Source organism: Janthinobacterium sp. J1-1 (genome assembly GCF_030944405.1).
Lineage (GTDB): Bacteria > Pseudomonadota > Gammaproteobacteria > Burkholderiales > Burkholderiaceae_D > Janthinobacterium.
Map to the genome: position 1 here is coordinate 5,682,274 of NZ_CP132339.1, position 26,362 is coordinate 5,708,635.

The 26,362-nt window shown below is 63.8% G+C and carries 20 protein-coding genes; 7 read left to right on the forward strand and 13 right to left on the reverse strand.

The features are described 5' to 3' along the window. Positions 1-25 precede the first annotated feature (25 nt). The 4 genes from motA to flhD all read right to left on the reverse strand — a co-directional run bounded on the left by motA (position 26) and on the right by flhD (position 2,854). Entirely contained in the window at positions 26-886 is an 861-nt protein-coding gene (motA, locus tag Q8L25_RS26025) for a flagellar motor stator protein MotA (protein WP_308922143.1), read from the reverse strand. Between the two features lie 209 nt (positions 887-1,095). Beyond that, positions 1,096-1,857, reverse strand: coding sequence for a class I SAM-dependent methyltransferase (locus Q8L25_RS26030; protein WP_308922144.1), 762 nt, complete (start codon positions 1,855-1,857; stop codon positions 1,096-1,098). A gap of 83 nt (positions 1,858-1,940) precedes the next feature. Continuing rightward, positions 1,941-2,501, reverse strand: a complete 561-nt coding sequence (gene flhC / locus Q8L25_RS26035; protein WP_308922145.1) for a flagellar transcriptional regulator FlhC — start codon at positions 2,499-2,501, stop codon at positions 1,941-1,943. A gap of 35 nt (positions 2,502-2,536) precedes the next feature. After that, a complete protein-coding gene (gene flhD, locus Q8L25_RS26040) occupies positions 2,537-2,854 on the reverse strand; it encodes a flagellar transcriptional regulator FlhD (RefSeq protein ID WP_065306444.1) in 318 nt (105 codons plus the stop codon). A gap of 604 nt (positions 2,855-3,458) precedes the next feature. Between flhD and kynU the strand changes: the two genes are divergently transcribed. The 4 genes from kynU (at position 3,459) to Q8L25_RS26060 (ending at position 8,800) form a co-directional block, all read left to right on the forward strand. After that, positions 3,459-4,709 carry a kynureninase gene (gene kynU, locus Q8L25_RS26045; RefSeq protein ID WP_308922146.1) on the forward strand — a complete coding sequence of 417 codons (1,251 nt, stop codon included), beginning with the start codon at positions 3,459-3,461 and terminating at the stop codon, positions 4,707-4,709. Positions 4,710-4,760: 51 nt separating this feature from the next. Further along, entirely contained in the window at positions 4,761-5,630 is an 870-nt protein-coding gene (gene kynA, locus Q8L25_RS26050) for a tryptophan 2,3-dioxygenase (protein ID WP_308925806.1), read from the forward strand. Between the two features lie 99 nt (positions 5,631-5,729). After that, positions 5,730-7,766 (forward strand): hypothetical protein, encoded by a 2,037-nt coding sequence (locus Q8L25_RS26055; protein WP_308922147.1) that lies wholly within the window; start codon positions 5,730-5,732, stop codon positions 7,764-7,766. Between the two features lie 2 nt (positions 7,767-7,768). Further along, the gene (locus Q8L25_RS26060; protein WP_308922148.1) at positions 7,769-8,800 is read left to right on the forward strand and encodes a hypothetical protein; all 1,032 of its coding nucleotides are present in this window, start codon (positions 7,769-7,771) and stop codon (positions 8,798-8,800) included. A 94-nt stretch (positions 8,801-8,894) separates the two neighbouring features. Here the strand turns inward: Q8L25_RS26060 and Q8L25_RS26065 are convergent, their stop codons facing one another. The 4 genes from Q8L25_RS26065 to Q8L25_RS26080 form a co-directional block, all read right to left on the reverse strand. After that, positions 8,895-9,923 (reverse strand): hypothetical protein, encoded by a 1,029-nt coding sequence (locus Q8L25_RS26065; protein WP_308922149.1) that lies wholly within the window; start codon positions 9,921-9,923, stop codon positions 8,895-8,897. Between the two features lie 116 nt (positions 9,924-10,039). Then, positions 10,040-11,008 (reverse strand): IS1595 family transposase, encoded by a 969-nt coding sequence (locus Q8L25_RS26070; RefSeq protein ID WP_308922150.1) that lies wholly within the window; start codon positions 11,006-11,008, stop codon positions 10,040-10,042. Between the two features lie 136 nt (positions 11,009-11,144). Next, positions 11,145-13,064: a molecular chaperone HtpG gene (gene htpG, locus Q8L25_RS26075; protein ID WP_308922151.1), complete on the reverse strand. Its 1,920-nt coding sequence runs from the start codon at positions 13,062-13,064 to the stop codon at positions 11,145-11,147. 92 nt (positions 13,065-13,156) lie between these two features. After that, entirely contained in the window at positions 13,157-14,599 is a 1,443-nt protein-coding gene (locus Q8L25_RS26080) for a PLP-dependent aminotransferase family protein (RefSeq protein WP_308922152.1), read from the reverse strand. Between the two features lie 103 nt (positions 14,600-14,702). On the opposite strand from Q8L25_RS26080, the gene Q8L25_RS26085 reads away from it, so the two are divergent. The 3 genes from Q8L25_RS26085 to Q8L25_RS26095 all read left to right on the forward strand — a co-directional run bounded on the left by Q8L25_RS26085 (position 14,703) and on the right by Q8L25_RS26095 (position 18,518). Then, positions 14,703-15,611, forward strand: coding sequence for a DMT family transporter (locus Q8L25_RS26085; protein WP_308922153.1), 909 nt, complete (start codon positions 14,703-14,705; stop codon positions 15,609-15,611). Positions 15,612-15,764: 153 nt separating this feature from the next. Further along, positions 15,765-16,958, forward strand: a complete 1,194-nt coding sequence (locus tag Q8L25_RS26090; protein WP_308922154.1) for a PLP-dependent aminotransferase family protein — start codon at positions 15,765-15,767, stop codon at positions 16,956-16,958. Positions 16,959-17,174: 216 nt separating this feature from the next. Beyond that, a complete protein-coding gene (locus Q8L25_RS26095; RefSeq protein ID WP_308922155.1) occupies positions 17,175-18,518 on the forward strand; it encodes a diguanylate cyclase domain-containing protein in 1,344 nt (447 codons plus the stop codon). A gap of 225 nt (positions 18,519-18,743) precedes the next feature. Here the strand turns inward: Q8L25_RS26095 and Q8L25_RS26100 are convergent, their stop codons facing one another. From Q8L25_RS26100 to Q8L25_RS26120, 5 genes are all read right to left on the reverse strand, one after another. Then, the gene (locus Q8L25_RS26100; protein ID WP_308922156.1) at positions 18,744-21,023 is read right to left on the reverse strand and encodes a TonB-dependent hemoglobin/transferrin/lactoferrin family receptor; all 2,280 of its coding nucleotides are present in this window, start codon (positions 21,021-21,023) and stop codon (positions 18,744-18,746) included. Positions 21,024-21,264: 241 nt separating this feature from the next. Then, complete coding sequence (locus Q8L25_RS26105; protein ID WP_308922157.1) at positions 21,265-22,830, reverse strand: FGGY-family carbohydrate kinase; 1,566 nt, start codon at positions 22,828-22,830, stop codon at positions 21,265-21,267. Then, positions 22,827-23,198 carry a hypothetical protein gene (locus Q8L25_RS26110; RefSeq protein WP_308922158.1) on the reverse strand — a complete coding sequence of 124 codons (372 nt, stop codon included), beginning with the start codon at positions 23,196-23,198 and terminating at the stop codon, positions 22,827-22,829. The genes Q8L25_RS26105 and Q8L25_RS26110 overlap by 4 nt, the downstream gene beginning before the upstream one ends. Further along, complete coding sequence (locus tag Q8L25_RS26115; protein ID WP_308922159.1) at positions 23,165-24,742, reverse strand: glycerol-3-phosphate dehydrogenase/oxidase; 1,578 nt, start codon at positions 24,740-24,742, stop codon at positions 23,165-23,167. The genes Q8L25_RS26110 and Q8L25_RS26115 overlap by 34 nt, the downstream gene beginning before the upstream one ends. Continuing rightward, positions 24,739-26,349, reverse strand: coding sequence for an FAD-binding oxidoreductase (locus Q8L25_RS26120; RefSeq protein WP_308922160.1), 1,611 nt, complete (start codon positions 26,347-26,349; stop codon positions 24,739-24,741). Before Q8L25_RS26120 ends, Q8L25_RS26115 begins: the two co-directional genes overlap by 4 nt. Positions 26,350-26,362: the final 13 nt, after the last annotated feature.

Sequence of the window (26,362 nt, forward strand, 5' to 3'; positions counted from 1 at the left end):
TGGTGTGCAAACGTGACCTCACTGCTTACTTCGTTTTCGATTTCTTGATGTGATCTTCGAGCTCGTTGAAGGTCGGACGCTCGGTCGAGAACAGCACCTTGCGGCCAAACTCCACCGCCAGCGCCGGTGCATAGCCGTTCAGGCTGGCCAGCAGGGTCACTTTCACGCACTGGAACATCTTGCTCGACTCTTCCAGCTTCTGTTCGAGCAGGCTGGCCAACGGCCCCACGAAACCGTAGGCCAGCAGGATGCCGAGGAAGGTGCCGACCAGCGCGTGCGCGATCAGCATGCCCAGCTCGGCCGGCGGCAGGCCCACCGACTCCATCGTGTGCACCACGCCCATCACGGCGGCAACAATACCAAAGGCGGGCAAGCCGTCGCCCACCTTGGCGATCACATGGGCCGGCACGGCGCCCTCGTGGTGATGGGTTTCGATCTCGTTGTCCATCAGGTTTTCGATCTGGAAAGCGTCCATATTGCCCGACACCATCAGGCGCAGGTAATCGGTCATGAATTCGACGATATGGTGGTCGGCCAGCACGGCCGGATACTTGGAAAACAGCGGACTTTCCTGCGGGCTGTCGATATCGCTTTCGATCGACATCAGGCCTTCCTTGCGCACCTTGCTGAGCACTTCGAACAGCAGCGACATCAGCTCCATGTACAGGTCCTTGGTGTAGCGCGAACCCTTGAGCAGGCTGGGCAAGGCGGCCAGCGTCGCCTTGATGGCCTTGTTATTGTTGCCGACCAGGAAGGCGCCCGCCGCCGCACCGCCGATCATCAGCAGTTCCAGCGGCTGGAACAGGGCCGCCAGATGGCCGCCCGCCAACGCGAAACCGCCGAACACCGAGGCGCAAACGATGATGTATCCGAGTATGACTAACAAGTGCTGTGACTCCCAAGGTGGCCGGGCATGCATACCCGTAGTGTTCTGGCAAGCTTGCATGAAGTTTAGCTACCATGGCACGCTGCTGCTGCGCTAACCGGAAGTAGCTGGAAACGGACCACATTTCAAGCTACTTCCAGCAAAGTGCCGCGTGGAACTACAATAACGTGAGATTGTGCTGTCGGCAAGCAAATAACGCAGACAATTGCCTAAAAGCACCATACGTAAAGTAAAGGGCCACGCTCTGTGGCGGCAATGGTCTTATCGGGCGCACGCGCGGCGATCTTGAATTCGTAACTAAGAAGCATACTTCCCGGCAACATTTGCTTTTCGACCTGCATCCACAGCGCCGCCATGGCGGCCGGCGACAGGTAGGCAAACACCACATCGTAATCGGCGAAATCGAGCGCCACATAGTCGCCCCGAACAAACCGCGCAGGGTTGCCCACCAGGCGCGCGCGCAAGCTGCTCACCAGCCACGGCAGCGGCGCCAGCTCGATGCCGCAAAACTGGCCATCGGGCCGGCGCCGCGCCAGGTCCAGCACCAGGCCACCGAGGCCGCTGCCGATATCGATCAGTTTCACGCCCGGACGGTCGGCGATCAACTGCGCCACTGCGCGCCACACGGCCGGCCCCGACGGATAGAACGGCACTTGCGTGCGAAAGGTGGACCAGTACAGGCCCAGCAAAAAAATAAAGACCAGCAGGAACAACAGCGGCGGCAGCTCCAGCGCGCTGGCCGCCAGCAGCGCCGGCGCGAACAGCAGGCCGATCGCGCACCACCAGCGCGCCAGCCCGGTGCGCCAGGTGATCAGCGCCGCCAGCACTCCCTGCAGCAGGGCCACCGAGAACAAGGTCATGCCGACCCCGGCGCGTGCCAGCAGATACACCAGGCCCAGCATCAAGGGAAACGCCAGCGCCTGGATCAGGACCGCCTTGAGCGCGGGCGCGCGCAGGATTTGTTGCAGCATGGAGCTAGTATGAGTGGAAACAGTGGTGAAAACGCCAGCGTTGGCGGCGGTGCGGCATCCCGACTTTGTCTGACACGCGCCGGTCAGCCAGCGCTGCCGGATGGCGCCGCAATCGCTTCGTCGCGGGCTTTCTTGGTCTTGCCGGCGCGCGAAGGCATGTGGCACAGGCCGCACACATAATCGGCGTTCAGGTCGAGGCAGTTGACGACGAACTTGCCGCCGCACTTGCCGCAGGTGGCCATGGCCAGCATCTTGCTGCTGAAAAAGCGCACCAGCGTCCAGGCGCGCGTCAGCGACAGCAGCGGCTCTTCGCCCGGTTCGGGGGGCATTTGTTCGAGGTAGAGCTTGTAAGCCTTCATGACGGCTTCGATGCCGGTGGCGCCGGCGTGTTCCACGAGGAAGTGGTGGATATTGATGAACAGCGAGGAGTGGATGTTCGGTTGCCAGGTGATAAACCAGTCGGTCGAAAACGGCAGCATGCCTTTCGGTGGCGACACCCCTTTCAACTCCTTGTACAGGTTGAGCAGGCGTTCGCGCGACAGCGATACTTCGGTTTCCAGCAACTGCAGGCGGGCGCCCAGCTGTATCAACTCGATCGCAAGCTGTATTTCCTGTGCTTCCGAGACGACACTCTTTTTGGCCATGCTACTGCTCCCGTCTGATTGACTACGGGTACAGTTTACACGATTTCTTCGACGCCCTGTCCGGCCATCAGGATGGCGGCGTGCGACTGCGCCAGCGAGCGGTCCTTATTGTAGTTCGTCAACATGCCCAGGATGGCGCTGTCATCGAAGCGGAAGCGGGCCAGCATCATGTTGCCGCCAGCCAGTTTCAGGATCTGGGCATTGCTCATGCCTTCGATCAGTTCGGCGATTTCCGCCGACACGCCAAGACGGAAGATGGCCGTTACCTTGTCCGCGCGGATCATCTGCTGGGCCAGCATCAAGTAGCTCAGGTTAGCGTCGCGAATCTCAGCCATCATGTCGTTAGCAGTCATTTCCATCTCCTCAATCCGTTAAATTCTTCAACTGGAGCACTTCGTGTTTCCAGTGAGATACATTCTGAAGGAGCAACAGAAAACGGCATAGAGGTGCGACGCTGTATTTTTGGCCGGACAATAGAGGATGGGACCGTAGGTGTTTGTCTTACAAACACGGTACGATCATGGCCGCACGCCTGTAAAAGCGTGGAAAGAGGAGCGCTGAACAATCAAGTGTGATGACCTTCTGCAGAAAAACGGCTATCGCTTTTTTACAACGGCTTGACTTGCATCAAAATACCCATACTGCCTGTTACGGCAGCGGCGCCGAGAACTTGAGGACTTTTTTAAAAATTTATGAAAAAAATTCTGAAAAAAGTTTTCATCTCTTCTTATGTAGTCTTTTACGACGCTTGCCATGGAAACTTTAGGGTCTTTTGAAAATATTTTGAAAAAAAGCGAAATTTTGTCGCGACGCCCGGGAAAACCGCTCTTTTGATACTGGTTTCAAGTAGGAAAATAGTGCATGACAGCCAAGACTTGCTACACTGCCGTTCCCGTTCGGTACGTTTTGCCGAGCCGATCACATGCATCCAAAACAAGTATCGACATGAAAGCCAACATGATTTCCCGACAAGATTGCATAACACTCGACCACGACGACGCGCTGGCGCCGCTGCGCGCCCAGTTCGACCTGCCGGCCGGCGTGATTTACCTCGACGGCAACTCGCTCGGTGCCCGTCCGAAAGCGGCCATGGCCCGCGCGCGGCAGGTGATCGAGGCCGAATGGGGCCATGACCTGATCCGCAGCTGGAATACCAACGGCTGGTTCGACCTGCCGAAACGCCTGGGCAAGCTGTTGTCTCCGCTGCTAGGCGCCACCGACGGCGAAGTCGTCATTACCGACACCACCTCGGTCAACCTGTTCAAGGCGCTGGCCGCCGCGCTGCGGATGCAGGCGTCGGCCCCTGCCTGCGCCGCGCGCCGCATTATCGTCAGCGAACGCAGCAATTTCCCGACCGACCTGTATATGGCGCAGGGACTGGCCGCCTGGCTCGATCGCGGCTACCAGCTGCGGCTGGTCGACGACCCGGCCGAGCTGGCGCAGGCGATCGATGGCGACTGCGCCGTGGCCATGCTCACGCACGTCAACTACCGCAGCGGCTACCAGCACGACATGGCTGCCATCAGCGCCCACTGCCACCAACAAGGCGCGCTGGCGCTGTGGGACCTGGCCCATTCGGCCGGCGCCGTGCCGCTGGACCTGAACGGCGATGGCGCCGACCTGGCCGTCGGCTGCACCTACAAATACCTGAACGGCGGACCCGGCGCGCCGGCCTTTATCTGGGTGCCGAAAAAGCACCAGGCGGCCTTCCGCCAGCCACTGTCCGGCTGGTGGGGCCACAGCGCGCCGTTTGCCATGGACCCGGCCTTCGCACCCGCCGACGGCATCGCGCGCGCCCTGTGCGGGACGCAACCCATCGTGTCGCTGGCGCTGGTCGAATGCGGCCTCGACATCTTTGCCCAAACCACCATGCAGGCGATCCGCGCCAAGTCGCTGGCGTTGACCGACCTGTTTATCGCATTGGTGGAACAGCGCTGCGCCAGCCATCCATTGGGCCTGGTCACGCCGCGCGAGCATGCGCGGCGCGGCAGCCAGGCCAGCTTCACGCACCCGCATGGCTATGCAGTGATGCAGGCCCTGATCGCGCGCGGCGTGATCGGAGACTACCGCGAACCGGCCATCATGCGCTTCGGCTTCACGCCGCTGTACACCAGCTTTGCCGAGGTGTGGGATGCGACGGAGATCCTGCGCGAGATCCTTGACACGCAAGCCTACGATGTCAAAGCCCGCCGCGACGCGGTGACCTGAACTACCAGAGACGACGACATGAACGAGAACACACCAGGCAACGGCTGCCCCATGCATGCCGGCGCACAGGATGCAAAAGACGCGCAATGGCACGGAAAAGACGCGCAATGGCACGGCGCGCAGATGGACTTCAGCGAGTCGATGAGCTATGGCGACTACCTGGCACTGGACCGCATCCTGACGGCCCAGCATCCGCTGTCGCCGAACCATAACGAGATGCTGTTCATCGTGCAGCACCAGACCAGCGAACTGTGGATGAAGCTGATGCTGCACGAAATGCACGCCGTGCGCGCCAACCTGCAAAGCGGTGACCTGCCACCGGCCTTCAAGATGCTGGCCAGGGTGGCGCGCATCATGGATCAACTGGTGCACGCCTGGGACGTGCTGGCGACCATGACGCCGCCCGAATACACGGCCATCCGGCCATATCTCGGCGCCTCGTCGGGCTTCCAGTCCTACCAGTACCGCGAGATCGAATTCATTTTGGGGAACAAGAACGCGGCGCTGCTGAACGTGCACACCACCGCGCCCGAATCGTACGCCGTGCTGGAGGCCGCCCTGCGCTCGCCGTCCGTCTACGACGAGTCGGTCAGGCTGCTGGCGCGCCATGGCCTGCCGATTTCGGCGGCCCGCCTGAACGCCGACTGGACTTTGCCCACCGCCAGCGACGATACCGTGAAGGCGGCCTGGCTGGAAGTCTACCGCGACCCGTCCAAATACTGGGCCCTGTACGAGCTGGCCGAAAAGCTGGTCGACCTGGAAACGGCGTTCCGCTTCTGGCGCTTCCGCCATGTCACCACGGTGGAGCGCATTATCGGCTTCAAGACCGGCACCGGCGGCACGGCCGGCGTCAGCTACCTGCGCAAGATGCTCGACGTGGTGCTGTTCCCGGAATTGTTCGCGCTGCGCACCGAGCTCTGATCGTCAAAGGCGCGCGCACGATAGGCGCGTATTTGCCCTATGGGAAGAAGTTAGGCAGTATCGATGCCTTTCCCTAGTGGGCAACGCGCCTGTCACCCGATGAAACGCCTTTTTTTACCACTGCTGCTCTGCACAGCCCTCGCCCACGCCGCACCATTTTATGAAGGCAAGCCGCTGGCCCATCCGGTGATTGCGGCCTCGCAGGACAGCGGCCTCGATATCGTCTTTCTCAAGGAGGCCGGCGGCGTCAACGCGTACTACTGCGAGTGTGCAAAGGCCGGCGCAAAACCGCAACGGCTCGACGAGTTCGGCCATGCCGTGATCCGCTCCGTGTTCTACGCGCCGCTCGACCACAAGCCCGAAATCCCCACCCTGCTGGTGCTGTTCCGGCTTGACGGCAAGCAGGGCTTGCGCGCCTACCGGCATGATCACAGTTCGGGCAGATACGTGAAGCTCACCCGCCTGCAGCCGGCGCTGGACCGCATCGTGGCGCAAACCGCCACGCCGAACGCGGGCCAGGTCAAGACAGCGCTGTCGAAGTTATCGCCGATGGATTACAGCGTCGCGCGCGGCAAGAGCGGCAATGCCGACTTCGACGCGATGGACCATACGCAAGGCACGGTGGTCGGCTTTTTTGACAATCAGGGCCGCCCCGTGGACGCCGCCAGCAAGGACGCCATCAGCTACAAGAAAACCTTCCGGAAAAAAGGCGCGCTTCTCCTGACCGCCAGCTACACCCTGTATGGCGACGGCGGCACGGGCGAGCTGCCCAATTACCGCCTGTGGCAGGTGGGCTGGGAAACGGCGCCGCAGCAATTCACGGGCAGCATGCAGGGGCCGTCCGTCATCTACAGCCTGGCCTGGGACGATGGCTCGGTGGTCGAACGGGGCGAATACGCCAACGGCAAGCGTACCGGCATGTGGACACGCAGCAGCATGCATGAAGGGTCATCGAAAGGCGCGTATGTCAACGGCCTGCCCGACGGCCCCTGGCATATCGAGGAGCCGAAACAGACCGAGGACGGCGTGTACCGCGCCGGCCAGCGCGAAGGCCGCTGGACCGTCATCAACTACGCCGACCAGGATGAAGTGACGGGCTTCGACACCTACGCGGGCGGCCAGCTCAATGGCCCTTCCGAACGCAGCATGGGTGGCAAGCTGCAGGCGCGCGGCAACTACGTCAATGGCACGCGCCAGGGCACGTGGATCACGAGCGACGGTGAAGGCAGCTATCTCGACGGCTTGCGCGACGGCCCCTGGACACTGAAGCTCAAGGACGGCGCCAGCCTGCGCGTCCCTTTCGTCAAGGGCAAGAAGCACGGCGAGGCAACCGAGACCGACGCCAGCGGCAAGCTGCGCCTGCGCGAACATTATGCGATGGACGTGCCCGACGGCGAGCGCACGCGCTATCTGCCGGACGGCACCGTGGTCTACCAGGCGACATTGCGCAACGGCCAGCTCGACGGGCGCGAACGCGCCTGGGATGACAACAAGATCCTGCGCCTCGACACGCAATGGGATAACGGCAAGAAACAGGGCATGGACGCGCGCTACTATGCCAGCGGCAAGCCGGAACGCCTGACCGTGGTCGAGCGTGGCCGGCTGGCGGCGCATCTGCGCGAGTATGCCGAAGACGGCCTTCTTATCAACGATATCCACCGCTGCACCTTTACCGAATATGGCCGGGAACGCGACGACGTGTGCGACTACCACCGCCTCAATTTCGCCAGCGGCCAGCCACAGTACGATTACCAGTTCCAGTTCGGCCAGCGCCAGGAAGGCCGTTCCTGGTATGCGAACGGCAAGGTGATGGATGAACTGCTGGTCGACCGCGCCAAGGACACCTCGGTCTACAACACCTATTTTGAAAGCGGCCAGCTCAAATGCACGGAGCCGCGCCGTGGTCACGCCACGCGCACCGTCAACGGCCAGACCTACTTCAGCTATGCTTCGGCTGACCGCGACGGCGACGCCATCTGCTATCACCCGAACGGGAAGGTGGCCAGCATCCGCAGCTACCGCCAGCGCATCGCCGTCGATTGCGGCAAGCAGTTTGACGATACCGGCAAGCAGATATCGCCAGGGCCGGAAGGCTGCCCCGTGCCGAAAAAAGTCCCGTTTATTTTTGGAGAATAAGAATGGAACACATCACGCTGACGATCCAGAATCCGGCCGAACTTGACGCCGCAGAAATCGGCGCCGCCATCGCCGCCGGCCGGCAGGTGCTGGTGCAGTTCGATACCCTGGGCGAGCCCGAACCGCTGCTGCCTGAACTCGATGCACTGGCGGCCACCCATGGCGCCGCGCTGACCATCCGCATCTACGGCTACGATCCGCGGGTGTTCGATACGCGCATCCTGCGCGCGCTGCCGCATGTGGCCAGCCTGTCGATCGACTGCCACCGCAATGCACTGTATCTGGAGACGCTGGGCGAACTGCACCACCTCAAGCGCCTGGACCTGGGCGTATATGAGCTGGCGCAAACCGATATCCTGCAGCTGGAAAACCTGCACGGCCTGGAACACCTGTCCTTGGGCGAGTCGGCCAAAAACAATATCGACCTGGCGCCGCTGCGCCACTACACGCGGCTGTCTACACTGGCGATCGAAGGCCATGCCGGTCATATCGACACGCTGGCCGGTTTGCCGGCATTGACCAGGTTGTCGCTGTACCGCATCAAGAACAAGGTAGCGCTCGATTTTATGTCCGGCATCGCGCAGCTTGATCGCCTGCTGCTGCAGTTGGGCGGGCGCGAATCGATCCAGGAGATCGACGCGCCACGATTGAACAAGCTGGAAATAATCCGCGTGCGCGGGCTGGAAGACTTGGGCGACCTGGGCCGGTTTCCGCTGCTGCGCCAGCTGTGGCTGGAAGACCAGATCAAGCTGACGCAACTCGATGTGCGTGACAATCCGCTGCTGGAACGGCTGCATCTGCTGACGTGCAAGGGGCTGGAGCGGCTCGATGGCCTGGCTTTACTGCCCGCGCTGCACACATTGACCGTGTCGGAAACCCGGCTCGATTTTGATGCGCTGCTGGCAGGCGGACTGCCGGCGGCGCTGACCGATATGCGATTCAGGACGGGGAAGGTCAGGCGCGACGAGGAGATCAGGGCGATGCTGGCGCTGGCGGGCCATGGTGGTGATGTCGGGTTACGCGCTGCGCGCTAACCCGACCTACGATCCTGCATCCCTCACGCAGGTCGGATTAGCCCTTGCGGGGCCGTAATCCGACAACATCGCCGGAGTGAACAATGGTGTCGATTTATTGCCCCGCCGCCAGCTTTTTCTGCCACAGCGCCACGTCAATCATCACGCCGTCAAAGCCCGTATTGCGGATATACACGCGGTAGCTGCCCTGCCCCAGGTCGCCATGCAGGTAGGCGGTGCGCTCGTTGCGCTGCAGCCGGGCGCCCTTGATGGTCTTGCGGTACAGCTCGACCACGCTGTCGAAGCTGGCATAGCTGCGCAGCGCCACCTCCAGGTCGCGCGGCGGCCGGCCTTCCGCCTCGTCGAGCACATTGTTCTGCTTCTTGCCCTTCAGCGACAGCGGAAACGTGAACACGCCGGCGCCGGCCGACGTGAGCACCGTCGATTTGTCGAGCAGCAGCGGCAGCAGCGCCGACGGAAAACCGGACGGCAGCTGCGCGCGGTTCCAGCCAGGTAGCGCCGGCTGCGCCAGCACGTATTCGACCGTGGCGATTCTTTGCCCATCGCCGCCCGCTTCATCGTCGGCGGCGATCAGCGCCAGCATCGGCGGCAATTGCCGGGCCCAGGCCAGCAGGGGCGCGGCCTCGTCGACCAGCATGCCCTTGCGGTGGAACACCGTCAGCACGGCTTGGGGATCGGGCTTGCAGACCTTGGCCAGCGGCTGGCCCTGCAGGCGGCAATGGCCGTTGACCAGGCCAAAGGCGATGATGGCACCGCGCTTGTCGAGCAGCATGGCGCCCCGTTCGCGGCCCTGCTTGCGGTCATTCATGGAGGCCAGCAGCACGCGCCCGTCCGGCAGCACATTGCGGGTGGCGTCGCGCCGCTCGCTGACGGCTTCGAGCGCCTGCTCCAGCAGCAGCGCATCGTCATCGGTATAGCTGCCGCGCGCATAACCGAAGAACTCGAACAGCGCGGCGCGTACCTGCGGCTCTTCGCTCAGGCGCGGCAGTTGTCCGGCCGGCAGCACGATGGTCCGGGGCGCGATCGCCGGCGCGGACCTGGCGGCCGCAATGGCCGGCAAGGCCGCGCAAGCGGCCCATAACAGCATGCCGCCAAGGCGGCGACAAGTCGATAAAGTAGTCATGATTCCATCTGCCCAGGGTCTACCCGTGAATGCGGCCACGCTTGGCACGTCGGCGATTCTAGCATGCTCGCGGCGGCGCGCTGCGCACGGCGCCCGGGCGGCCGGCGTAAAAAAGGCTATGTCACCATCAAATGTGGGAACGACCCCAAAGTGGCCCTGAGCAAGCTTTCGGGGGACAATATTCTCCTGGCGTCCAGTATCCAGCGCCAACCCAGGTAGTTGGGCAGATAGCGCGTCGCCACGCCATGAAAGGCGCGCAGCCAGCCACGCAGCCGGCTGTGATACGCGTTGACGTTCTGCACGTGCACCGCACCGCGCACGCGGATGCCGGCACGCAAGTTGACGGCTTCATGCTGGATGCCGAGCTCCCTGGCAAACACGGGATAGGCCGGATGGCCATCACTGACCAACAAAATGTCGCGGTCGATCACCGCTGGCAGGCAGGCGTGCAGCCTGGCTTTGGTGAGCTGGCCCAGGCCAGTGATGAAATCGACGGTTTGCCCGGTGCGGTCACGCGCCACCAGGACACATACCTGTTCACTGGAAATGCCGCGTTTGCCTGCGCGGCCACCACGTCTGCGTGCCGGCCGCGTCAGGTGCCGTGAACCTTTTTGCGACTCCAGCACATATAGTTCGTCGGCCTCGGCGATGCCGTGCAGGCAATGTGGCCGGTCGGTCTTGGCCAGCGCGAGAAAACGATGGCGCCAGCGAAAGCTGGTGTTGCGATGGATATGCACTTGCAGGGCTGCCTTGCGCACCGAAAACGAGTTGAGCAGGCAATCCGCATAGGCCAGCCATCGTTCCTTGTGGTGCAAATGTGCCAGCGGCGTGCCGGTCAAGGCATTGAAAGTTTTGCCACAAGGAACACAGCGATAGCGTTGCAAGCCGTGGGCCTGGCCGTGGCGGTGGAAATGGGTCGATTGGCAGGCGGGGCAATGCAGTTGCGCCTGTGCTGTCTGCTCAATCAGGGCGACAGCCGGATCCTGCGGCGCGCGCATGCGCAACAAGCTGCTGCTGGCAATACGCTGGCGATACGATAGTTGTGAAAATTGGTCGGCGAAAATCTGCCACTGGGTGGTGTCCACGATCGGCTCCTGGAAGGAAATACCTGATCAGTTAGACTTCCGCAACGGCTGGGCGTTCCCACTGCTTTCGGTGACATAGCCTAAAAAAAGCCGGCCCTTTCTGGCGAAAGGGCCGGCCTGGCGAATGACAAGCGACTTATTTTGCCGAATTGAGCAGCAATTCGTTCAGGCGTTTCACGAACGTGGCCGGGTCGGCCAGCGAACCGCCTTCGGCCAGCAAGGCCTGGTCGAACAGAATATTGGCCCAGTCGCCGAACTTGCCGCCTTCGGCGTCTTCATATTTCAGGCGCGTCACCAGCGGGTGGTTCGGGTTGATTTCCAAAATCGGCTTCGATTCCGGCGCGCTCTGGCCGGCCGCTTTCAGCATGCGCAGCAGGTTGCCCGACAATTCGTTCTCGTCGGCCACCAGGCAGGCTGGCGAATCGGTCAGGCGGAATGTGACGCGCACGTCCTTGGCCTTGTCTTCGAGCGCGGCCTTCATCTTGCCGACCAGGTCGGCGTACGAGGTTTCGGTTTCTGCGTGCTCTTTCTTTTCCGCTTCGTCTTCCAGCGCGCCCAGGTCCAGGCCGCCCTTGGCCACCGACACCAGCTCCTTGCCTTCGAAGTCCTGGATAAACGACAGCATCCATTCATCGACGCGATCGGTCAGCAGCAGCACTTCGACGCCTTTCTTGCGGAAGATTTCCAGGTGCGGGCTGTTTTTCGCGGCGGCGTAATTGTCGGCCGTGACGTAATAGATCTTGTCCTGGCCTTCCTTGAAGCGCGCCACGTAGTCGGCGAACGACGTGATCTGTTCATCGCTGTCGTTGGCGGTCGAAGCAAAGCGCAGCAGCTTGGCCAGGCGTTCCTTGTTGCCAGCATCTTCGCCGATGCCCTCTTTCAGTACCTGGCCGAATTCCTTCCAGAACGTGACGTACTTGTCTTTCTTTTCCGGCTCGTCGGCGTTCGCCAGTTCTTCCAGCATGCCCAGCACGCGCTTGGTCGAGCCTTCGCGGATGACTTTCACGTCGCGCGACTCCTGCAGGATTTCACGCGACACGTTCAGCGGCAGGTCCGACGAATCGATCACGCCCTTGACGAAACGCAGGTAGGTCGGCATCAGCTGCTCGGCGTCGTCCATGATGAAGACGCGCTTGACGTACAGCTTGATGCCGCCGCGCTTGTTGCGGTCCCACATGTCGAACGGCGCCTTGGCCGGAATGTACAGCAGCTGCGTGTATTCGCTGCGTCCTTCGACGCGGTTGTGCGTGTGCGTCAGCGGCGCCTGGAAGTCATGCGACACGTGCTTGTAGAATTCCTCGTACTGTTCCGGCGTGATGTCGGACTTGCTGCGGGCCCACAGGGCGCTGGCCTGGTTGACGGTTTCCGTGTCGTCCTTGACCACGGTTTCCTTCTTCTCGTCGTCCCATTCTTCTTTCTGCATCACGATCGGCAGCGAGATATGGTCGGAGTACTTGCGAATGATGGATTTGATCTTCCAGCTCGACAGCAGTTCGTCTTCGCCTTCGCGCAGGTGCAGGACGATGTCGGTGCCGCGACTGGTTTTTTCGATGGGCTCGATGCTGTAGTCGCCTTCGCCGGCCGACTCCCAGCGCACGCCTTCCGATGCATCCGCGCCGGCGCGGCGGGTGTCGACGGTGATCTTGTCGGCCACGATGAAGCCGGAATAGAAGCCCACGCCGAACTGGCCGATCAGGGCCGCGTCCTGCTGCTGGTCGCCCGACAGTTTGCCGAAGAATTCCTTGGTGCCCGACTTGGCGATGGTGCCCAGGTGCGAGATCGCCTCGTCTCGGGTCATGCCGATGCCGTTGTCGGAAATGGTGATGGTGCGCGCTTCCTTGTCGAAGCTGACCTTGATCTTCAGTTCATGATCGTTGCCGTACAGGGCGTCATTGTCGATCGCTTCGAAGCGCAGCTTGTCGGCCGCGTCGGAGGCGTTCGAGATCAGTTCGCGCAGGAAGATTTCCTTGTTCGAGTACAGCGAATGGATCATCAGATGCAGCATCTGCTTGACTTCGGTCTGGAAACCCAGTGTTTGCTTTTCGGAGACAGCCATGTTTACCTCATAGTCTTGTGAATGGGACGAGTGTCAGCTAGTTGGAGATGCTGGCGGCGATTTCAAGATGCCAACATGCAAATTTTCGGGCATCAAGCGCCCAGCATGCGATCGAAAAATTCCCACACCGGCTCTTCCTGCACTGTCGCCAGGTTCAGCCGCATATGGGTCGACGGCAGCTGACGCGGCGAAAACAGGCTGCCGGGGCCCAGCACCAGGCCTTCGGCCAGCGCCTGTTCGGCCAGCACATTGGTGTCGCGGCCCGTGTCGGCCCAGACAAACATGCCGGCCTGCGCCGGTTCGAAGCGCAGGCCGGCCCGCTCCATGCGGCGATACGTGCTGTCGCGCACCTTGTCGAGCCGCGCGCGTAGCCGTTCGGCATGCTTGCGGTACAGGCCCTGCGACAATATCTTGTAGACCACGCGCTCGCCGATATCGCTGGTGGTAAGCGTGGCCAGCATCTTGCGGTCGGCCAGGCGCTGCGCCCGCTCGGGCGAGGTGGCGATAAAGCCCACGCGCAGGTTGGCAGCCAGGCTTTTCGAAAAACCGCCCAGGTAGATCACGCGGCGCAACTGGTCCAGCGCGGCCAGCCGCGTGGCCGGCTGCACCGTGCTGGCCGAACCAGGATGCATGTCGCAATAGATATCGTCCTCGACCACCAGGAAATCGCGCAGCTCGGCCAGGCGCAGCACCTGGAACGCCTTGGCGGCGGACAGGGAAGTGGAACTGGGGTTGTGCAGCACCGAATTGATCACATACAGCTTGGGGCGGTGGACCGCCGCCAGTTGTTCCAGCACGGCGATATCGGGGCCGTCGGCGAGGCGCGGAATGCCGATCACCTGCACGCCCATGGCGGCAAAGGCGCCGAACATCAGCCAGTAGGCGGGATCGTCGACAAAGATGGTGTCGCCGGGACGGGCGAATTCGCGCGCCACCAGGTCCAGCGCCTGCATCACGCCCACCGTGGTGACGATCTGTTCGGGCGGGCAGGCGATTTCCAGGCCGGCCAGCTTGAGCTGCAGTTGCTGGCGCAGCGGCAGGAAGCCCTGCGGCAGGCCATAGCTGATCATGGCCGCGCCCGGCTGGCGGCTGACGTCGCGCAGCGCGCGCGCCACCAGTTCGCCGTCGAGCCATTCGGGCGGCAGCATGCCCGAGCCGGGCGCGGGATGAAACGGCGCCTGGCGGAACATATTGCGGATCAGCCAGACCACGTCCATCGGCTGCGGCGCACCGGGCGCCGGCGTACTGCCAGCGGGCAGCGGCGCATGCAGTGTCGCGCGCTCGCGTACATAAAAGCCGGCGCCGCGCCGCGATTCGAGGTAGTCGCGCGCCACCAGCTTGTCGTAGCTGGCGACGATGGTGGCGCAGGAGACGTCCAGGCTGGCCGCGCACTGGCGGATCGACGGCATGCGCGCGCCGCCGCGCAGCAGCTTGTCGTCGATGCGCGCGGCCAGCGAGCGCACGATCTGGTCGATCAGGGTTTCGCCCGAGCCGCGCGTCAACAAATGAGGAAAGCCGTCCGGTGTATTGCTCATGTGACCATCACAGTATCGAAAATTATGCGGGAAAGTGTATTTGTACTGTACTGCCAATGAAGTCTAGGATAGCACTGACTTACACTACTGGACAGGAAAAATCATGCCGCCCGCCACCGCCCTCGCCACACCCCTGCCCCGCCTGGGCGACGACCGCAAGGGCCTGCTGCTGGGCTTGATCGCCGTTGCGCTGTTCAGCCTGACCCTGCCGATGACCCGCCTGGCGGTGGCGGAACTGCCGGCCGTGTTTGTCGCACTGGGTCGTGCGCTGGTGGCCGCCTGCCTGGCGGCGCTGTGGCTGTGGCGTCAACAGGCAGCCCTGCCAAGGCGCGCGCAATGGCTGCCGCTGGCGCTGGTGGCGGCCGGCTGCGTGGTGGGCTTTCCCTGGCTGACCTCGGTCGCCATGCGCAGCCTGCCGGCCTCGCACGGCGCGGTGCTGGTCGGCATTTTGCCCCTGGCCACGGCGGTGTTTGCCGTGCTGCGCGGCAAGGAGCGTCCCTCGCCCGCATTCTGGCTGATGGCGCTGACCGGCACCGCGCTGGTGATGGCGTTCGCGCTGCGCCAGGGCGGCGGCAGTTTTCATCTGGCCGACTGGCTGATGTTCGCCGCCGTGCTGCTGGGCGCGCTGGGCTATGCGGAAGGCGGCCGCCTGGCGCAGGCCATGCCGGGCCAGCAGGTGATCTGCTGGGCGCTGGTGCTGGCCGCCCCGTTCGTGCTGCCGCTGGTGCTGTGGCAGGGCTGGCCGCAGCGGGCCATGCTGGCGCAGGCCGGCGCGCAAGCCTGGCTGGGCTTTGCGTATATCTCGGTGTTTTCCATGTTTATCGGCTTTTTCTTCTGGTACCGCGGCATGGCGCTGGGCGGCGTGGCGAGGGTCGGCCAGACGCAGCTGCTGCAGCCCTTCCTGACCTTGCTGGGCGCGGCCGTGCTGCTCGGTGAACCGCTGGCGAGCGACAGCCTGCTGTTTGCCGGCGCCGTGATCGCCGTGGTGGCGGCCGGGCGCAAGCTGAAATAAGACGGCCGCGGCACCACAGTGGGTTTACTCACAAGTCCGTCGTACAATACCGCAGCAGTTTGGGCGGTGCCTATCCGGTGGCGCCCGTAAAAGGCCGCCACAAGCGGACCATACAACCAGCCGGCGCAGCTCGGCATCTTCTGTGAGACACGCATGAAAATTGAAAACCCGAATCCGATCCAGTGGCGCTTTGCCGAACGCGCGGAACAGCTGCAAAGCTCGTTCATCCGCGAAATCCTGAAAATCACGCAACGCCCCGACATCATTTCCTTTGCCGGCGGCCTGCCTTCGCCCGCCACCTTCCCGGTCGACGAAATGAAGGTCGCCTTCGACAAGGTGCTGTCGAACAACGGCAAGGTGGCGCTGCAATACGGCCCGACCGACGGCTATCTGCCGCTGCGCCAGTGGATCGCCGATTCCCTGTCCACCAGCGGCAGCATCATCGCGCCGGAACAGGTGCTGATGACGTCCGGCTCGCAGCAGGCGCTGGACTTGCTGGGCAAGGTCCTGATCGACGAGGGCAGCCGCGTGCTGGTCGAAACCCCGAGTTATCTGGGCGCGCTGCAGGCGTTTTCCGTGTACCGCCCGCAATTCATGTCGGTCGACACCGATGATGAAGGCCTGGTGCCGTCGTCGGTCGATCCGGTCGCCGACGGCGCGCGCCTGCTGTATGCGCTGCCGAACTTCCAGAATCCGACCGGGCGCAGCCTGTCCGTGGCGCGCCGCGTGGAACTGGTGGAAACCTGCGCCCGCCACGGCCTGCCACTGATCGAGGACGACCCGTACGGCGCCCTCAGCTACAGCGGCGAGCCGTATCCGAAAATGCTGAACATGAATCCGGACGGCGTAATCTACATGGGTTCGTTCTCCAAGGTGCTCACGCCCGGCATCCGCCTCGGTTACGTGGTGGCGCCGCCGCCGCTGGTGCGCCGCCTGGAACTGGCCAAGCAGGCGGCCGACCTGCACACGTCGCAGCTGACGCAGATGGTGGTGCATGAAGTGATCAAGGATGGCTTCCTGGCGCAGCATATTCCGAAGATCCGCACCCTGTACGGCGACCAGTGCCAGGCCATGCTGCATGCGCTGCAGGAGCACTTCCCGGCCGGCGTGACATGGACCCGGCCCGAAGGCGGCATGTTCATCTGGGTGACCCTGCCGAGCCATATCGATGCAATGAAGCTGCTGGACGAAGCGATCGAAAACAAGGTCGCCTTCGTGCCCGGCTCGCCGTTCTATGCGAACGCGCCGGAAACCAACACCCTGCGCCTGTCGTTCGTGACGGTGCCGCCAGAGCGTATCCGTGAAGGCATCGCCATCCTGGGCAAGCTGATCGCCGCCAGGCTGTAAGCCGTTTCGCCATATTTCCGCCGCGCTGGCACAGTGGCGGAAATAGCATTATTGCAATGCTTTCCACAACATAAAGCTTAAATTTTTCACCAAAAAAATTGCCGAAGCGGTATGATCTGTATCAAAGTGTAACTTTAAGATCAGGTCAGACTCTTGCGGCATTGCTGGCCTGTGCTCCCCATCAGATAGAGGCCGGCAGCAATGAGTCCAGGCAGCATGGCATATGCGCAACGGCGCGTAGCCGCGATATTGATCGTCGATGATGCGCCGGCCAACCTGGAGCTGCTGCGCAAACTGATGAGCGAGCAGGGTTACCAGGTGTATGTCGCCCTGTCTGGCGAGCGAGCGCTCGCTATTGCACAGCGCGCCCAGCCCGACCTGATCCTGCTCGACGTGATGATGCCCGAGATGGATGGCTTCGAAACCTGCCACCAGCTCAAGCAAAATCCCCTCACGCAACGCATTCCCGTCATCTTCATGAGTGCCAGGACCGACACCGACGACGTGGTGGCCGGCTTCGACATCGGCGCCGTCGACTACATCGCCAAGCCCCTGCGCATGGCCGAAGTGTGTGCACGCGTGCGCGCCCAGCTGCAAATCCGCAGCAACAGCGAAACCCAGGAAGAGCAGGCCGAGCGCCTGCGCACCATCGTCAACCATATGGCCGAAGGCTTGCTGATCATCGAGGCGGATGGCCGCATCCAGTACACCAATCCGGCGTGCGACCACTACCTGGGCTACCGCGAAAACGAACTGGCCGGCCACTCGATCGCCGAACTGCTCAGCCCCATGGTGACGCAGGAATACCTCGATTATTTCGCCATGCATGCGGCCAACCCGGACACCGCGCACAATCACGGCACGCGCGAAGTGGCGATCCGCCACCGCGCTGGCCACGCGCTGAGCATGGACCTGACCCTGACTCCCATGTATTTGCGCCAGCCGCTGTATATCGGCCTGCTGCACGACATCACCCACCACAAGCAGTCCGAAGACGCGCTGCAGCGTGCCGCCTACCTCGACCCGCTGACGAAAATCGCCAACCGCCGCCATTTCGACAGCTTCCTGGAAAAAGAATGGCAACGCGCCGTGCGCAACGGCGGCGTGCTGTCGCTGGTGGTGCTCGACGTCGACCATTTCAAGCTATATAACGACAGCCTGGGCCACCCCGCCGGCGACACCTGCCTGCAGCAAGTGGCGCAAGCAATCGACTCCCACGCCTGCCGCCCCGGCGACTTGGCGGCGCGCTACGGCGGCGAAGAATTCGTGATGCTGTTTTCGGAAACCGAAGCGGAAAGCGCGATGGACCTGGCGGAAACCATCCGCGCCAACATCGAAGCGCTGCGCCTGCCCCACCCGCGCTCAAACACCTCGTCCTGGATTACCGTCAGCATCGGCGTCGCCACCATCCGCCCCCATCAACTCGACAACCGCGAAGCCCTGTTCGTCGCCGCCGACCGGGCCTTGTATGTGGCGAAAGAAGCCGGCCGCAACCAGGTGCGCGCGACAAGTTCGGGGAGTACGGCGTGGGAGACGGTGAAGGCGTTGATTTTGCGCTGATAGCACAAAAGAGAAAAAGCGAAAAAGCGAAAAGCAAGCAGGCCCGAGACCTATGAAAACAGCCCAAGACCCAGGCAAGGGATCTCGGGCCAAGCGGGCCTGAAAAATGTCGAGGGCAAGGCGCAGCGACGAAGACAGTACGCATGTACGGCGAGGAAGCTGCAACGCCGCCATCGGCATTTTCTCGGGCCCGCGTCTCCGGCCCGCTGTTTTCAGGTTTTAATATCAGAATTTCCTCGACACACTCAGCTTGGCATTGCGTCCCACGCCGGTGACTGCCTCACTCAGATACGGCATGTAATGACGGTTAAGCACATTATCAACAGTCAACCGCACCTCAGTGCCGCGCCAAATCCCATTCACCCCATTCCACGACGCAAACAAGGTATGCAGCGCATACCCCTTCGAAGGCGGCAAACGATACACGTTACCAACCGGCAGTACGCGATCCTGCTTGGCAACAAACCGACCCTGCCACCCAACCGTCGCCCCAACATCGGGAAACCGCCACCCCAGCCCCGTCATCACCTTGTCCGGCGCAATCGTGGAAACCGGTTCATTCTTGCCCCACGGATCACGCTGCGCGCCGCGGCGCGAGCCGAATTGCGACGACAAAGACGCGCTGGCAAACAAACGCGGCGAATTGTAATACGATTCGATCTCCACACCCTCGGTGCGGAAACCGGCAAGATTACGATAGGAAGACAAGCCCGGCGGCAAGCCCACGCCGCTGCCTGAAACATAGCCTTCGACCAGGATGCCCAAGCGCGGGCCGATATTGTCTTCGACCCGGTTACGGTAAGCCGTCACGCGCAATTGCGCATCGTCGCGCTCCTGGAAAAGCCCTTGGCGATGCAGCATCACGCCCAGCCGCGCGGCCGTCACGCGCTCGACCGCCAGGTCACGGCTGGTACCCGGCGTGTTCGAACCGAGGCGGGCCGACACATAATATTCATTCGAATACATCTCGTCGATGGTCGGCGCGCGCCAGGTGCGGCTCAAGTCGCCAAACAGCGCCAGCGCGTTGCTGGCCTTCCAGAACAGGCCCAAACGCGGCGACCAGTCTTCATGCGTTTTTTCGCTGAAGTCGTGGCCTGCCGCCGGCAATGGGCTGTTGTAGCGCGAGGCCACGTTCGGCACGCCTTCGGACACCACGCGGTCATGGCGCAGCGCCGCCGTCAGGGTCACGTCGCCATAGGTCATCGCGTCCTGCAAATACAGGCCGCGCGTTTCCTGGCGCCCGGACGGCATGTAATAGGGCTGGAAATAGCCATAGTTATAGCTCGGGTCTTTCAGCGCGGTCGACGACGGGTAATACATCAGGGTGTCGCGCACGTTCTTGTGCCATTGCAGGCCCGTCATCAGCACGTGCGATACCGCGCCGGTGGTAAAGACGCTTTCATTGCGGATCTCGGCGATACGGTCCACATACGAGGCCCAGCTTTCATTGCCCAGCGAACCCAGGTAGGAGCCCAGCGAGGCCGAAGCCAGGCGCTTGTCGTGCTGGTCGGTGTGCGAATAGCCGGCCGTGGCCGTCAGCTTGACCCAGGGATTGTTGGCCGGCGCGTACTGCCATTTGACGGAATAGGTATCGTCGTTCTGGTCGCGGTAGACGGCCTTGCGCTGCCACGCTTCTTCCAGGCCGTAGCGCTTGATCTCCGCTTCGGTCGGCGTCGGCACGTCTTCGCCCATGGCGGCGAACGGCCCCCAGCCGGTGCTGCCGCTCTTCATGGCCGTCAGGGTCAGCAGTTGCTCTTGTGTGAGGCGCACATTGAGCTTGATCAGGTGCGATGGCGCGTCGATGGCGGAAAAGCGGAACGGCTTGCCGTCCGGCTTGCGCAGGTCGTCCGACTTGCGCTGGGTGGAAAACGCCATCACGTCAAAGCGGCCGTCTTCCGTGCGGCCATATGCGGCGACCGTGACATCATCTTCCGCGTTATTGCTGTGGCGCGAGTACTTCACAAAAGCGCCCAGCCTGGCGTCGCCTTCGAGCATGTCCTTCGCATCCTTGGTCTCGACCGTGATCACGCCGCCAAAGCCGCCATTGCCATACAAGCTGGTATGGGCACCCTTGTTCACTTCGATCTGCTTGATCAGTTCCGGCTCGATGAAGATCGAACCCTGGCGGTATTTTTCAAATCCCTTGGGCACGCCGTCGAGGATGACTTTCACGTCCTGCACCTTGTTGAAGCCCCAGATATTGAGGCTTTGTCCGCTCGGGCGCGCCGTGCCGGCCAGGTCCACGCCGGGCAAGGTGTCGAGCAGCGAGGCCACGTTGTCGGCCTGCTGGCGTTCGATATCTTCGCTGTTGATATACGAGCGCCCGGCCGTGCTGGCGCTGATGGCGTCGCCGAACACACTGATGGCGGGCATCCGGGTGTCATTCGAGGCGTCGCCGGCATCAACCGCCCAGGCGTTGCCAACGGCGCCCAGCGCCAGGGCCAGTGCGGCCGCCATCGGGGTCAGTGCGCCTGCGCGCGACGTATGCTTGTTACTCGATCTCATTGCTGTCCTTGCCTGGTTCTTCATGCTTGTGGAATGAAAAAGCGCTGGGCAGAGGGGTGCGTCATGCACTGTTCAAGCGGCGGCGTTGAAGGGAGCGTTGCGGCGGCGTTCTGCCCGCGCGGGACAAGCCGCCGCGCATGGGCGAGCGGCTTGTTGCATCACCGGGATAAGTTGCCTTGGTGAAATGCGATGCACATCATATAACAGATGCGAATGATTCGCAATAACATTTGAAGCATGATCAACCTGGGTAGCCGGTGATCTCGGCGATATCGCGATACAAGGGCTGCAGCCGCGCATACATCTTGCGGTAGACGCGCCGGTACAGCTGGTCGTAGATGCGCACCTGGTCGGCATGCGGCTGGAACACGCGGCCCTGGCGCGTCATCGCGCGCACGGCGGCCGGGAAGTCGGCGTGGTAGCCCAGCCCGACGGCGGCGCAAATCGCCGCGCCCAGGCCCGAACTTTCATACACGTGGGCGCGCGCGGCCGGCATGCCGAAGATATCGGCCGTCAGCTGCATCGCCGCATCGCTTTGCGAGCCGCCGCCGGCCACGCGCAGCACGGTGATAGTCACGCCGCTTTTTTTCTCGATGCGCTCCCGGCCTTCGCGCAGCGCATACGCCAGGCCTTCCAGGATGGCGCGGTACATATGGGCGCGCGTATGCACGTCGCCAAAGCCGATCATGGCGCCCTTCGCTTCCGGTCCCGGCACCTTGATGCCGGGGCTCCAGTAAGGCTGCAGCATCAGGCCCATGGAACCGGGCGGCACGCTGTCGACCAGGCGGTCGAACAGCGCTTCGGCCGGCAAGCCCGAGCCGTTTTCGGCGGCGGCCTGGCGCTCGCGGTCGCCGAACTGCTCCTTGAACCAGTTGACCATCCAGTAGCCGCGAAAGATCTGCACCTCGGTGCTGTAGGCGCCCGGCATGGCGGCCGGATACGGCGGAATGAAGCGCGTCACTTCCAGATAACGTTGATTGGTGGTGTTGATGGTGGCCGTCGTGCCGTAGCTGAGGCAGGCCACGTGCGGTTCGACGCAGCCGGCGCCCAGCACTTCGCAGGCCTTGTCGGCGGCGGCCGCCAGCAAGGGCGTGCCTTCCAGGATGCCGGTAGCCAGCGCGGCCGCGGCCGTGATGGCGCCCATGCGGCTGCCCGGCGCCACCAGTGCGGGCAGCATGGCCGGCTTGATGGCCAGCGCCTGCCACTTCCAGTCGTGGCGCCCGGCCCAGGCATGGCGCTTGTAGTCGAAGGGAATATACGCCACCTGCGAGCCGGTCGAGTCGATGAATTGCCCGCACAGGCGATGGTTCAAAAAGCCCGACAGCAGCAGGAATTTGTGGGTGCGCCGCCAGATGTCCGGTTGCTGCGCGGCGATCCAGTTGATCTCGGCCTCGCGGCGAAAATAGCCGATGGTGCCGTCCAGGCGCGCCAGGCGAAACGCCGCCCGCCACCAGGGCGCCAGCGGCGGTATCTGCCGCGTCTGGCGCTGGTCCAGCCAGGTGATGGCGGGCCGCAGCGGCACGCCCGCTTCATCGACATTGACCACCGTGCCGCGCTGGGTGGTCACCGCCACGCCTTTTACCTGCGCCCTGTCGATGGACGTGGAACGCCACAGCTGCCGGCACGCCTCGCACACGGCCTGCCAGTAGCCGTCGGCGTCATGCTCGGCCCAGCCGGGATGGGTCGAAAAATACGGCTCCAAAAACACCTGCGACTTGGCCGCCAGGTTGCCCTGCACATCGAACAGCAGCGCGCGCACGCTTTGCGTGCCGTTGTCGATCGCCAGCAGATACGGACCCGCGCTCACCGCTCGCCCGACCGCGCCAGCGCGGCACGCAGGCAGGCCAGCAGCGCCTGGGGACTCGTCGCCGGCTGTGCGCTGAATATCGGCGCCTCCCAGTCCTGGCCGCGCACCGTCACCACGCGCAGGCGGCCCGCCTCGTTCCAGGCCGGATACCAGCCGACGTCGACGATATCGCCATTGTCGCAGGCTATCTGCAGCAAGTCTTCGCCCAGGTCCTCGACGATGGCGGCCACCGGCTGCGCCAGGTCCAGCGGCGACAAAGTGTCATAGGTAATGCGGGCTTCGCCCAGTTCCAGTATTTCGCCAAACAGCAGGGTATCGATATTGTTCTCCTTTTTTATGGTGCGGGCACGCTGTAATGCCCGCGCCACAGCGCCAGGTAGCGCGCCTGTTCTTCTTCCCAGCGTGCGTCGCTCCACCCCAGTTCATGCTGGCAGATGGCGCGCACGCCCGGCAGGATCGCCAGCGCGCCACCGGCCAGCTGCAAACCCAGCCGCGTGCGTCGCAGCAGCAAGTCGTCCAGGTGTTCCACGCATTCCATGCGCGCGCCCCAGCGCAGTTGCGCCCACACGGTCTGCGTGCCCGGGATCATCGCCAGCTCGCCGTCCTGCGCCGCGTCGCACACGGCCTGCGCCTGCGCGCCGTGGCGGCCCAGCAGGCGCAGCCGCTGGTCAAAGTCCAGCTGCATGGCCGATCCCGTCAATGGCGCCACGGCCGTAAAGACCGGCCGCTTGCGCAAATCGGCGCGCCAGTGCGGCAGCAGCGGCGCGGCCATGCGCAACGCCTGCAGCGCGATGGCACGGAAGGTGGTCAGCTTGCCGCCGGCCACCGTCAGCAAGCCCTGCTCCACCCACAGCGCATGTTCGCGCGCTTCCCGCGACGGGTCAAGCGCGCCGCTGGCCACCACCGGCCGCACGCCGGAAAAAGTGGCGATCACGTCGTTCTCCACCAGGTCCAGCGCGGGAAACTGCCAGCGCAGCGCGGCCAGCAGATAATCGAATTCGCCGCGCGTGATGGCCGCCTCGGCATCGAGGCCGGCGCCGTGGTCGACATCGGTGGTGCCGACCAGGGTCACGCCCTCCCACGGATAGGCGAACACGGGCCGGCCGTCCTGCGGATGCATCAGACTGACGGCCTGCGCCAGCGGCAAGCGCCAGGCCGGCAGCAGCAGATGGCTGCCGCGCAAGGGCCGCAGCCTGGGCAGGCCGCCGACCTGGCCGCGCAAGCCATCGGCCCAGGCGCCGGTGGCGCTGATCACCAGCCGCGCCCGCACGCGGTAGTCCCGATGGCCGATGGCGTCATGCAGCAGCGCGCCGTCGACTGTGTCTTGCGTACGCAGCAAGGACGCCACGCCGAGGTAATTGACGGCCATGCCGCCATGCTGGCGCGCCTCCTGCAGCACGCGCAGCACCAGGCGCGCGTCGTCCGTCTTGGCGTCCTGGTACAACATGCCGCCTTGCAGGCCGGCGCGCGCCACGTGCGGCGCCAGCATGGCAAATTCATCGGCCGACAGCAGGCGCCGCGTGCGCCGGCCCGCCATCCAGTCATAGAGGGCCAGCCCCAGCATGAACTGGCGCCGGCCAGGTTTACGGCCAAGGTAGTCGCCAAAGGCAAAGCCCTGCGGCTCGACCAGCCCGGCCGCGTCGCGCAGCAAGGCTTGCCGCTCGTGCACGGATTCAAAGGTCATGCCCAGCCGGCCCTGCTTCAGGTAGCGCAGGCCGCCATGCACCAGTTTCGAGGAACGGCTCGACGTGCCCCAGGCAAAATCCTTCTGCTCGACCAGCAGCGCCGCCAGCCCGCGCCGCGCCGCTTCCAGCAAGATCCCCGCGCCGGTAATCCCGCCGCCGATAATCAAGAGGTCCCACTCGCGCGCCAGCAGCGCTGGAAGTTCCTCGCGCCGCGTGTCCCCGCTCATGGGGCCCCTTTCGCATCCTGCAGCAGTTTGCCGGGATTCATGAAGCCCTGCGGGTCGAACTGGCGCAGCAGCGCGCCCATCGCCGCCAGTCCCAGCTCGCCCTTTTCGGCCAGCAGATACGGCGCATGGTCGGTGCCCACGCCGTGCTGGTGGCTGATGGTGCCGCCATGCGCCACGATGGCGCCGCTGGCCGCGTCCTTCAAGGCGCGCCAGCGGGCCATGTTCTCTTCATACGTGGCAGCCAGGCGATACACATAGGTGGTGTACACGCTGGCGCCCTGCGCATACAGGTGCGACAGATGCGTGTAGGCGTGCACGCGCTCGCCAAAATTTCCCAGCGCGGTGGCAGGCGCCGCTTCCAGCGCCGCCATCATGGCCGGCACGCGCGGCCAGTCGACCGCCGTTTCCACCGTGTCGATCACATAGCCGTGCTCCCAGGCCGCATTGCGCAGGTAGACATTGCGAAAGCGGCCCTGCTTCCATTTGTCGCCCATGCGGCGCCCCACATGCACGCCCTGGTGCTGGCGCGCCAGCGCCAGGGCGGCGCGCATCGCCGCACGCACGGCCGCCGCCTCGCCGCTGGCGCCGACCATCAGCATGCACTTGCCCTCGCCGCAGCCGCGCAGGGCCAGGTAGCGTTCCAGCCAATGGACCTGGCGCGCATGGCCGGCCAGCGCCAGCATGGTCTGCGTTTCGGCCGCGTTCGACAGGCGCAGCAAACTCAAAGGCAGGCGCGCCTGCGCCAATGCGCGCACGGCGGCCAGCGCCTGCGCCAGGCCGGCAAAGAACACGGCGTGAAAGGCTTCGCGGGCCGGCAGCGGAGCGACGCGCACGGTCGCTTGGGTGATGATGCCGATGCGCCCTTCCGAACCGAGCACCATTTCGCGCAGGTCGATGCCGGCCGCCGAGGCGGGAAAGGTCGGCAAGGCCAGCGTACCGGCCGGCGTTTCGACCACGCCGCCGGCAAACAGCTGCTCGATGCGGCCATAGCGCAGCGACTGCTGGCCGGACGAGCGTGTGGCGATCCAGCCGCCCAGGGTCGAATACTCGAACGATTGCGGAAAGTGGCCCAAGGTGTAGCCGTGCGCGCGCAGCTGCGCTTCCAGGTCGGGGCCAAGGATACCCGCGCCAAAGGTGGCCAGCTGCGCCTCGCGGTCCAGGCTGTACAGCGCGCACAGCCGCCGCAGGCTGAGCGACAGGACCGGGCGGTCACCGTCAGGCACGGTCAGGTGGCCGGCCACGCTGGTGCCGCCGCCGTGGGCAATGATGACGATGCCGTGCGCGCGCGCATACGCCAGCAACGCGCGCACCTGTTCCGCGCTGTCGGGAAAAGCCACGCCATCGGGCACGGCGCCGATGCGGCCATGGCGCAGCTTGAACCAGTCGGGCAGACTTTGCCCCAGCGCATGGCGCACGCGCAGCGCCGGCGCGGTATCGATCAGCGCATGCGGCGCCAGACGCGAGGCGGGCACCAGCGCGCAGACGGCCTCGAAGCTGGCGTCGGTGATCGCCTGGCCCGGCCCCAGCCTTTCGTGCAAAAAGCCCAGCGCCTCGGCATTCAAGGCATGGACGACACCATCATCGCCCCATCCATTCCAGCGTCGCATCGCCTGTCTCCCA

Excerpts from the sequence above, each read along its gene's own strand:
- Q8L25_RS26030 (WP_308922144.1), bottom strand. The coding sequence starts at position 1,857 with ATGCTGCAACAAATCCTGCGCGCGCCCGCGCTCAAGGCGGTCCTGATC.
- flhC (WP_308922145.1), bottom strand. The coding sequence starts at position 2,501 with ATGGCCAAAAAGAGTGTCGTCTCGGAAGCACAGGAAATACAGCTTGCG.
- flhD (WP_065306444.1), bottom strand. The coding sequence starts at position 2,854 with ATGACTGCTAACGACATGATGGCTGAGATTCGCGACGCTAACCTGAGC.
- kynU (WP_308922146.1), top strand. The coding sequence starts at position 3,459 with ATGATTTCCCGACAAGATTGCATAACACTCGACCACGACGACGCGCTG.
- kynA (WP_308925806.1), top strand. The coding sequence starts at position 4,761 with ATGCATGCCGGCGCACAGGATGCAAAAGACGCGCAATGGCACGGAAAA.
- Q8L25_RS26055 (WP_308922147.1), top strand. The coding sequence starts at position 5,730 with ATGAAACGCCTTTTTTTACCACTGCTGCTCTGCACAGCCCTCGCCCAC.
- Q8L25_RS26060 (WP_308922148.1), top strand. The coding sequence starts at position 7,769 with ATGGAACACATCACGCTGACGATCCAGAATCCGGCCGAACTTGACGCC.
- Q8L25_RS26065 (WP_308922149.1), bottom strand. The coding sequence starts at position 9,923 with ATGACTACTTTATCGACTTGTCGCCGCCTTGGCGGCATGCTGTTATGG.
- htpG (WP_308922151.1), bottom strand. The coding sequence starts at position 13,064 with ATGGCTGTCTCCGAAAAGCAAACACTGGGTTTCCAGACCGAAGTCAAG.
- Q8L25_RS26080 (WP_308922152.1), bottom strand. The coding sequence starts at position 14,599 with ATGAGCAATACACCGGACGGCTTTCCTCATTTGTTGACGCGCGGCTCG.
- Q8L25_RS26085 (WP_308922153.1), top strand. The coding sequence starts at position 14,703 with ATGCCGCCCGCCACCGCCCTCGCCACACCCCTGCCCCGCCTGGGCGAC.
- Q8L25_RS26090 (WP_308922154.1), top strand. The coding sequence starts at position 15,765 with ATGAAAATTGAAAACCCGAATCCGATCCAGTGGCGCTTTGCCGAACGC.
- Q8L25_RS26095 (WP_308922155.1), top strand. The coding sequence starts at position 17,175 with ATGGCATATGCGCAACGGCGCGTAGCCGCGATATTGATCGTCGATGAT.
- Q8L25_RS26100 (WP_308922156.1), bottom strand. The coding sequence starts at position 21,023 with ATGAGATCGAGTAACAAGCATACGTCGCGCGCAGGCGCACTGACCCCG.
- Q8L25_RS26115 (WP_308922159.1), bottom strand. The coding sequence starts at position 24,742 with ATGAGCGGGGACACGCGGCGCGAGGAACTTCCAGCGCTGCTGGCGCGC.
- Q8L25_RS26120 (WP_308922160.1), bottom strand. The coding sequence starts at position 26,349 with ATGCGACGCTGGAATGGATGGGGCGATGATGGTGTCGTCCATGCCTTG.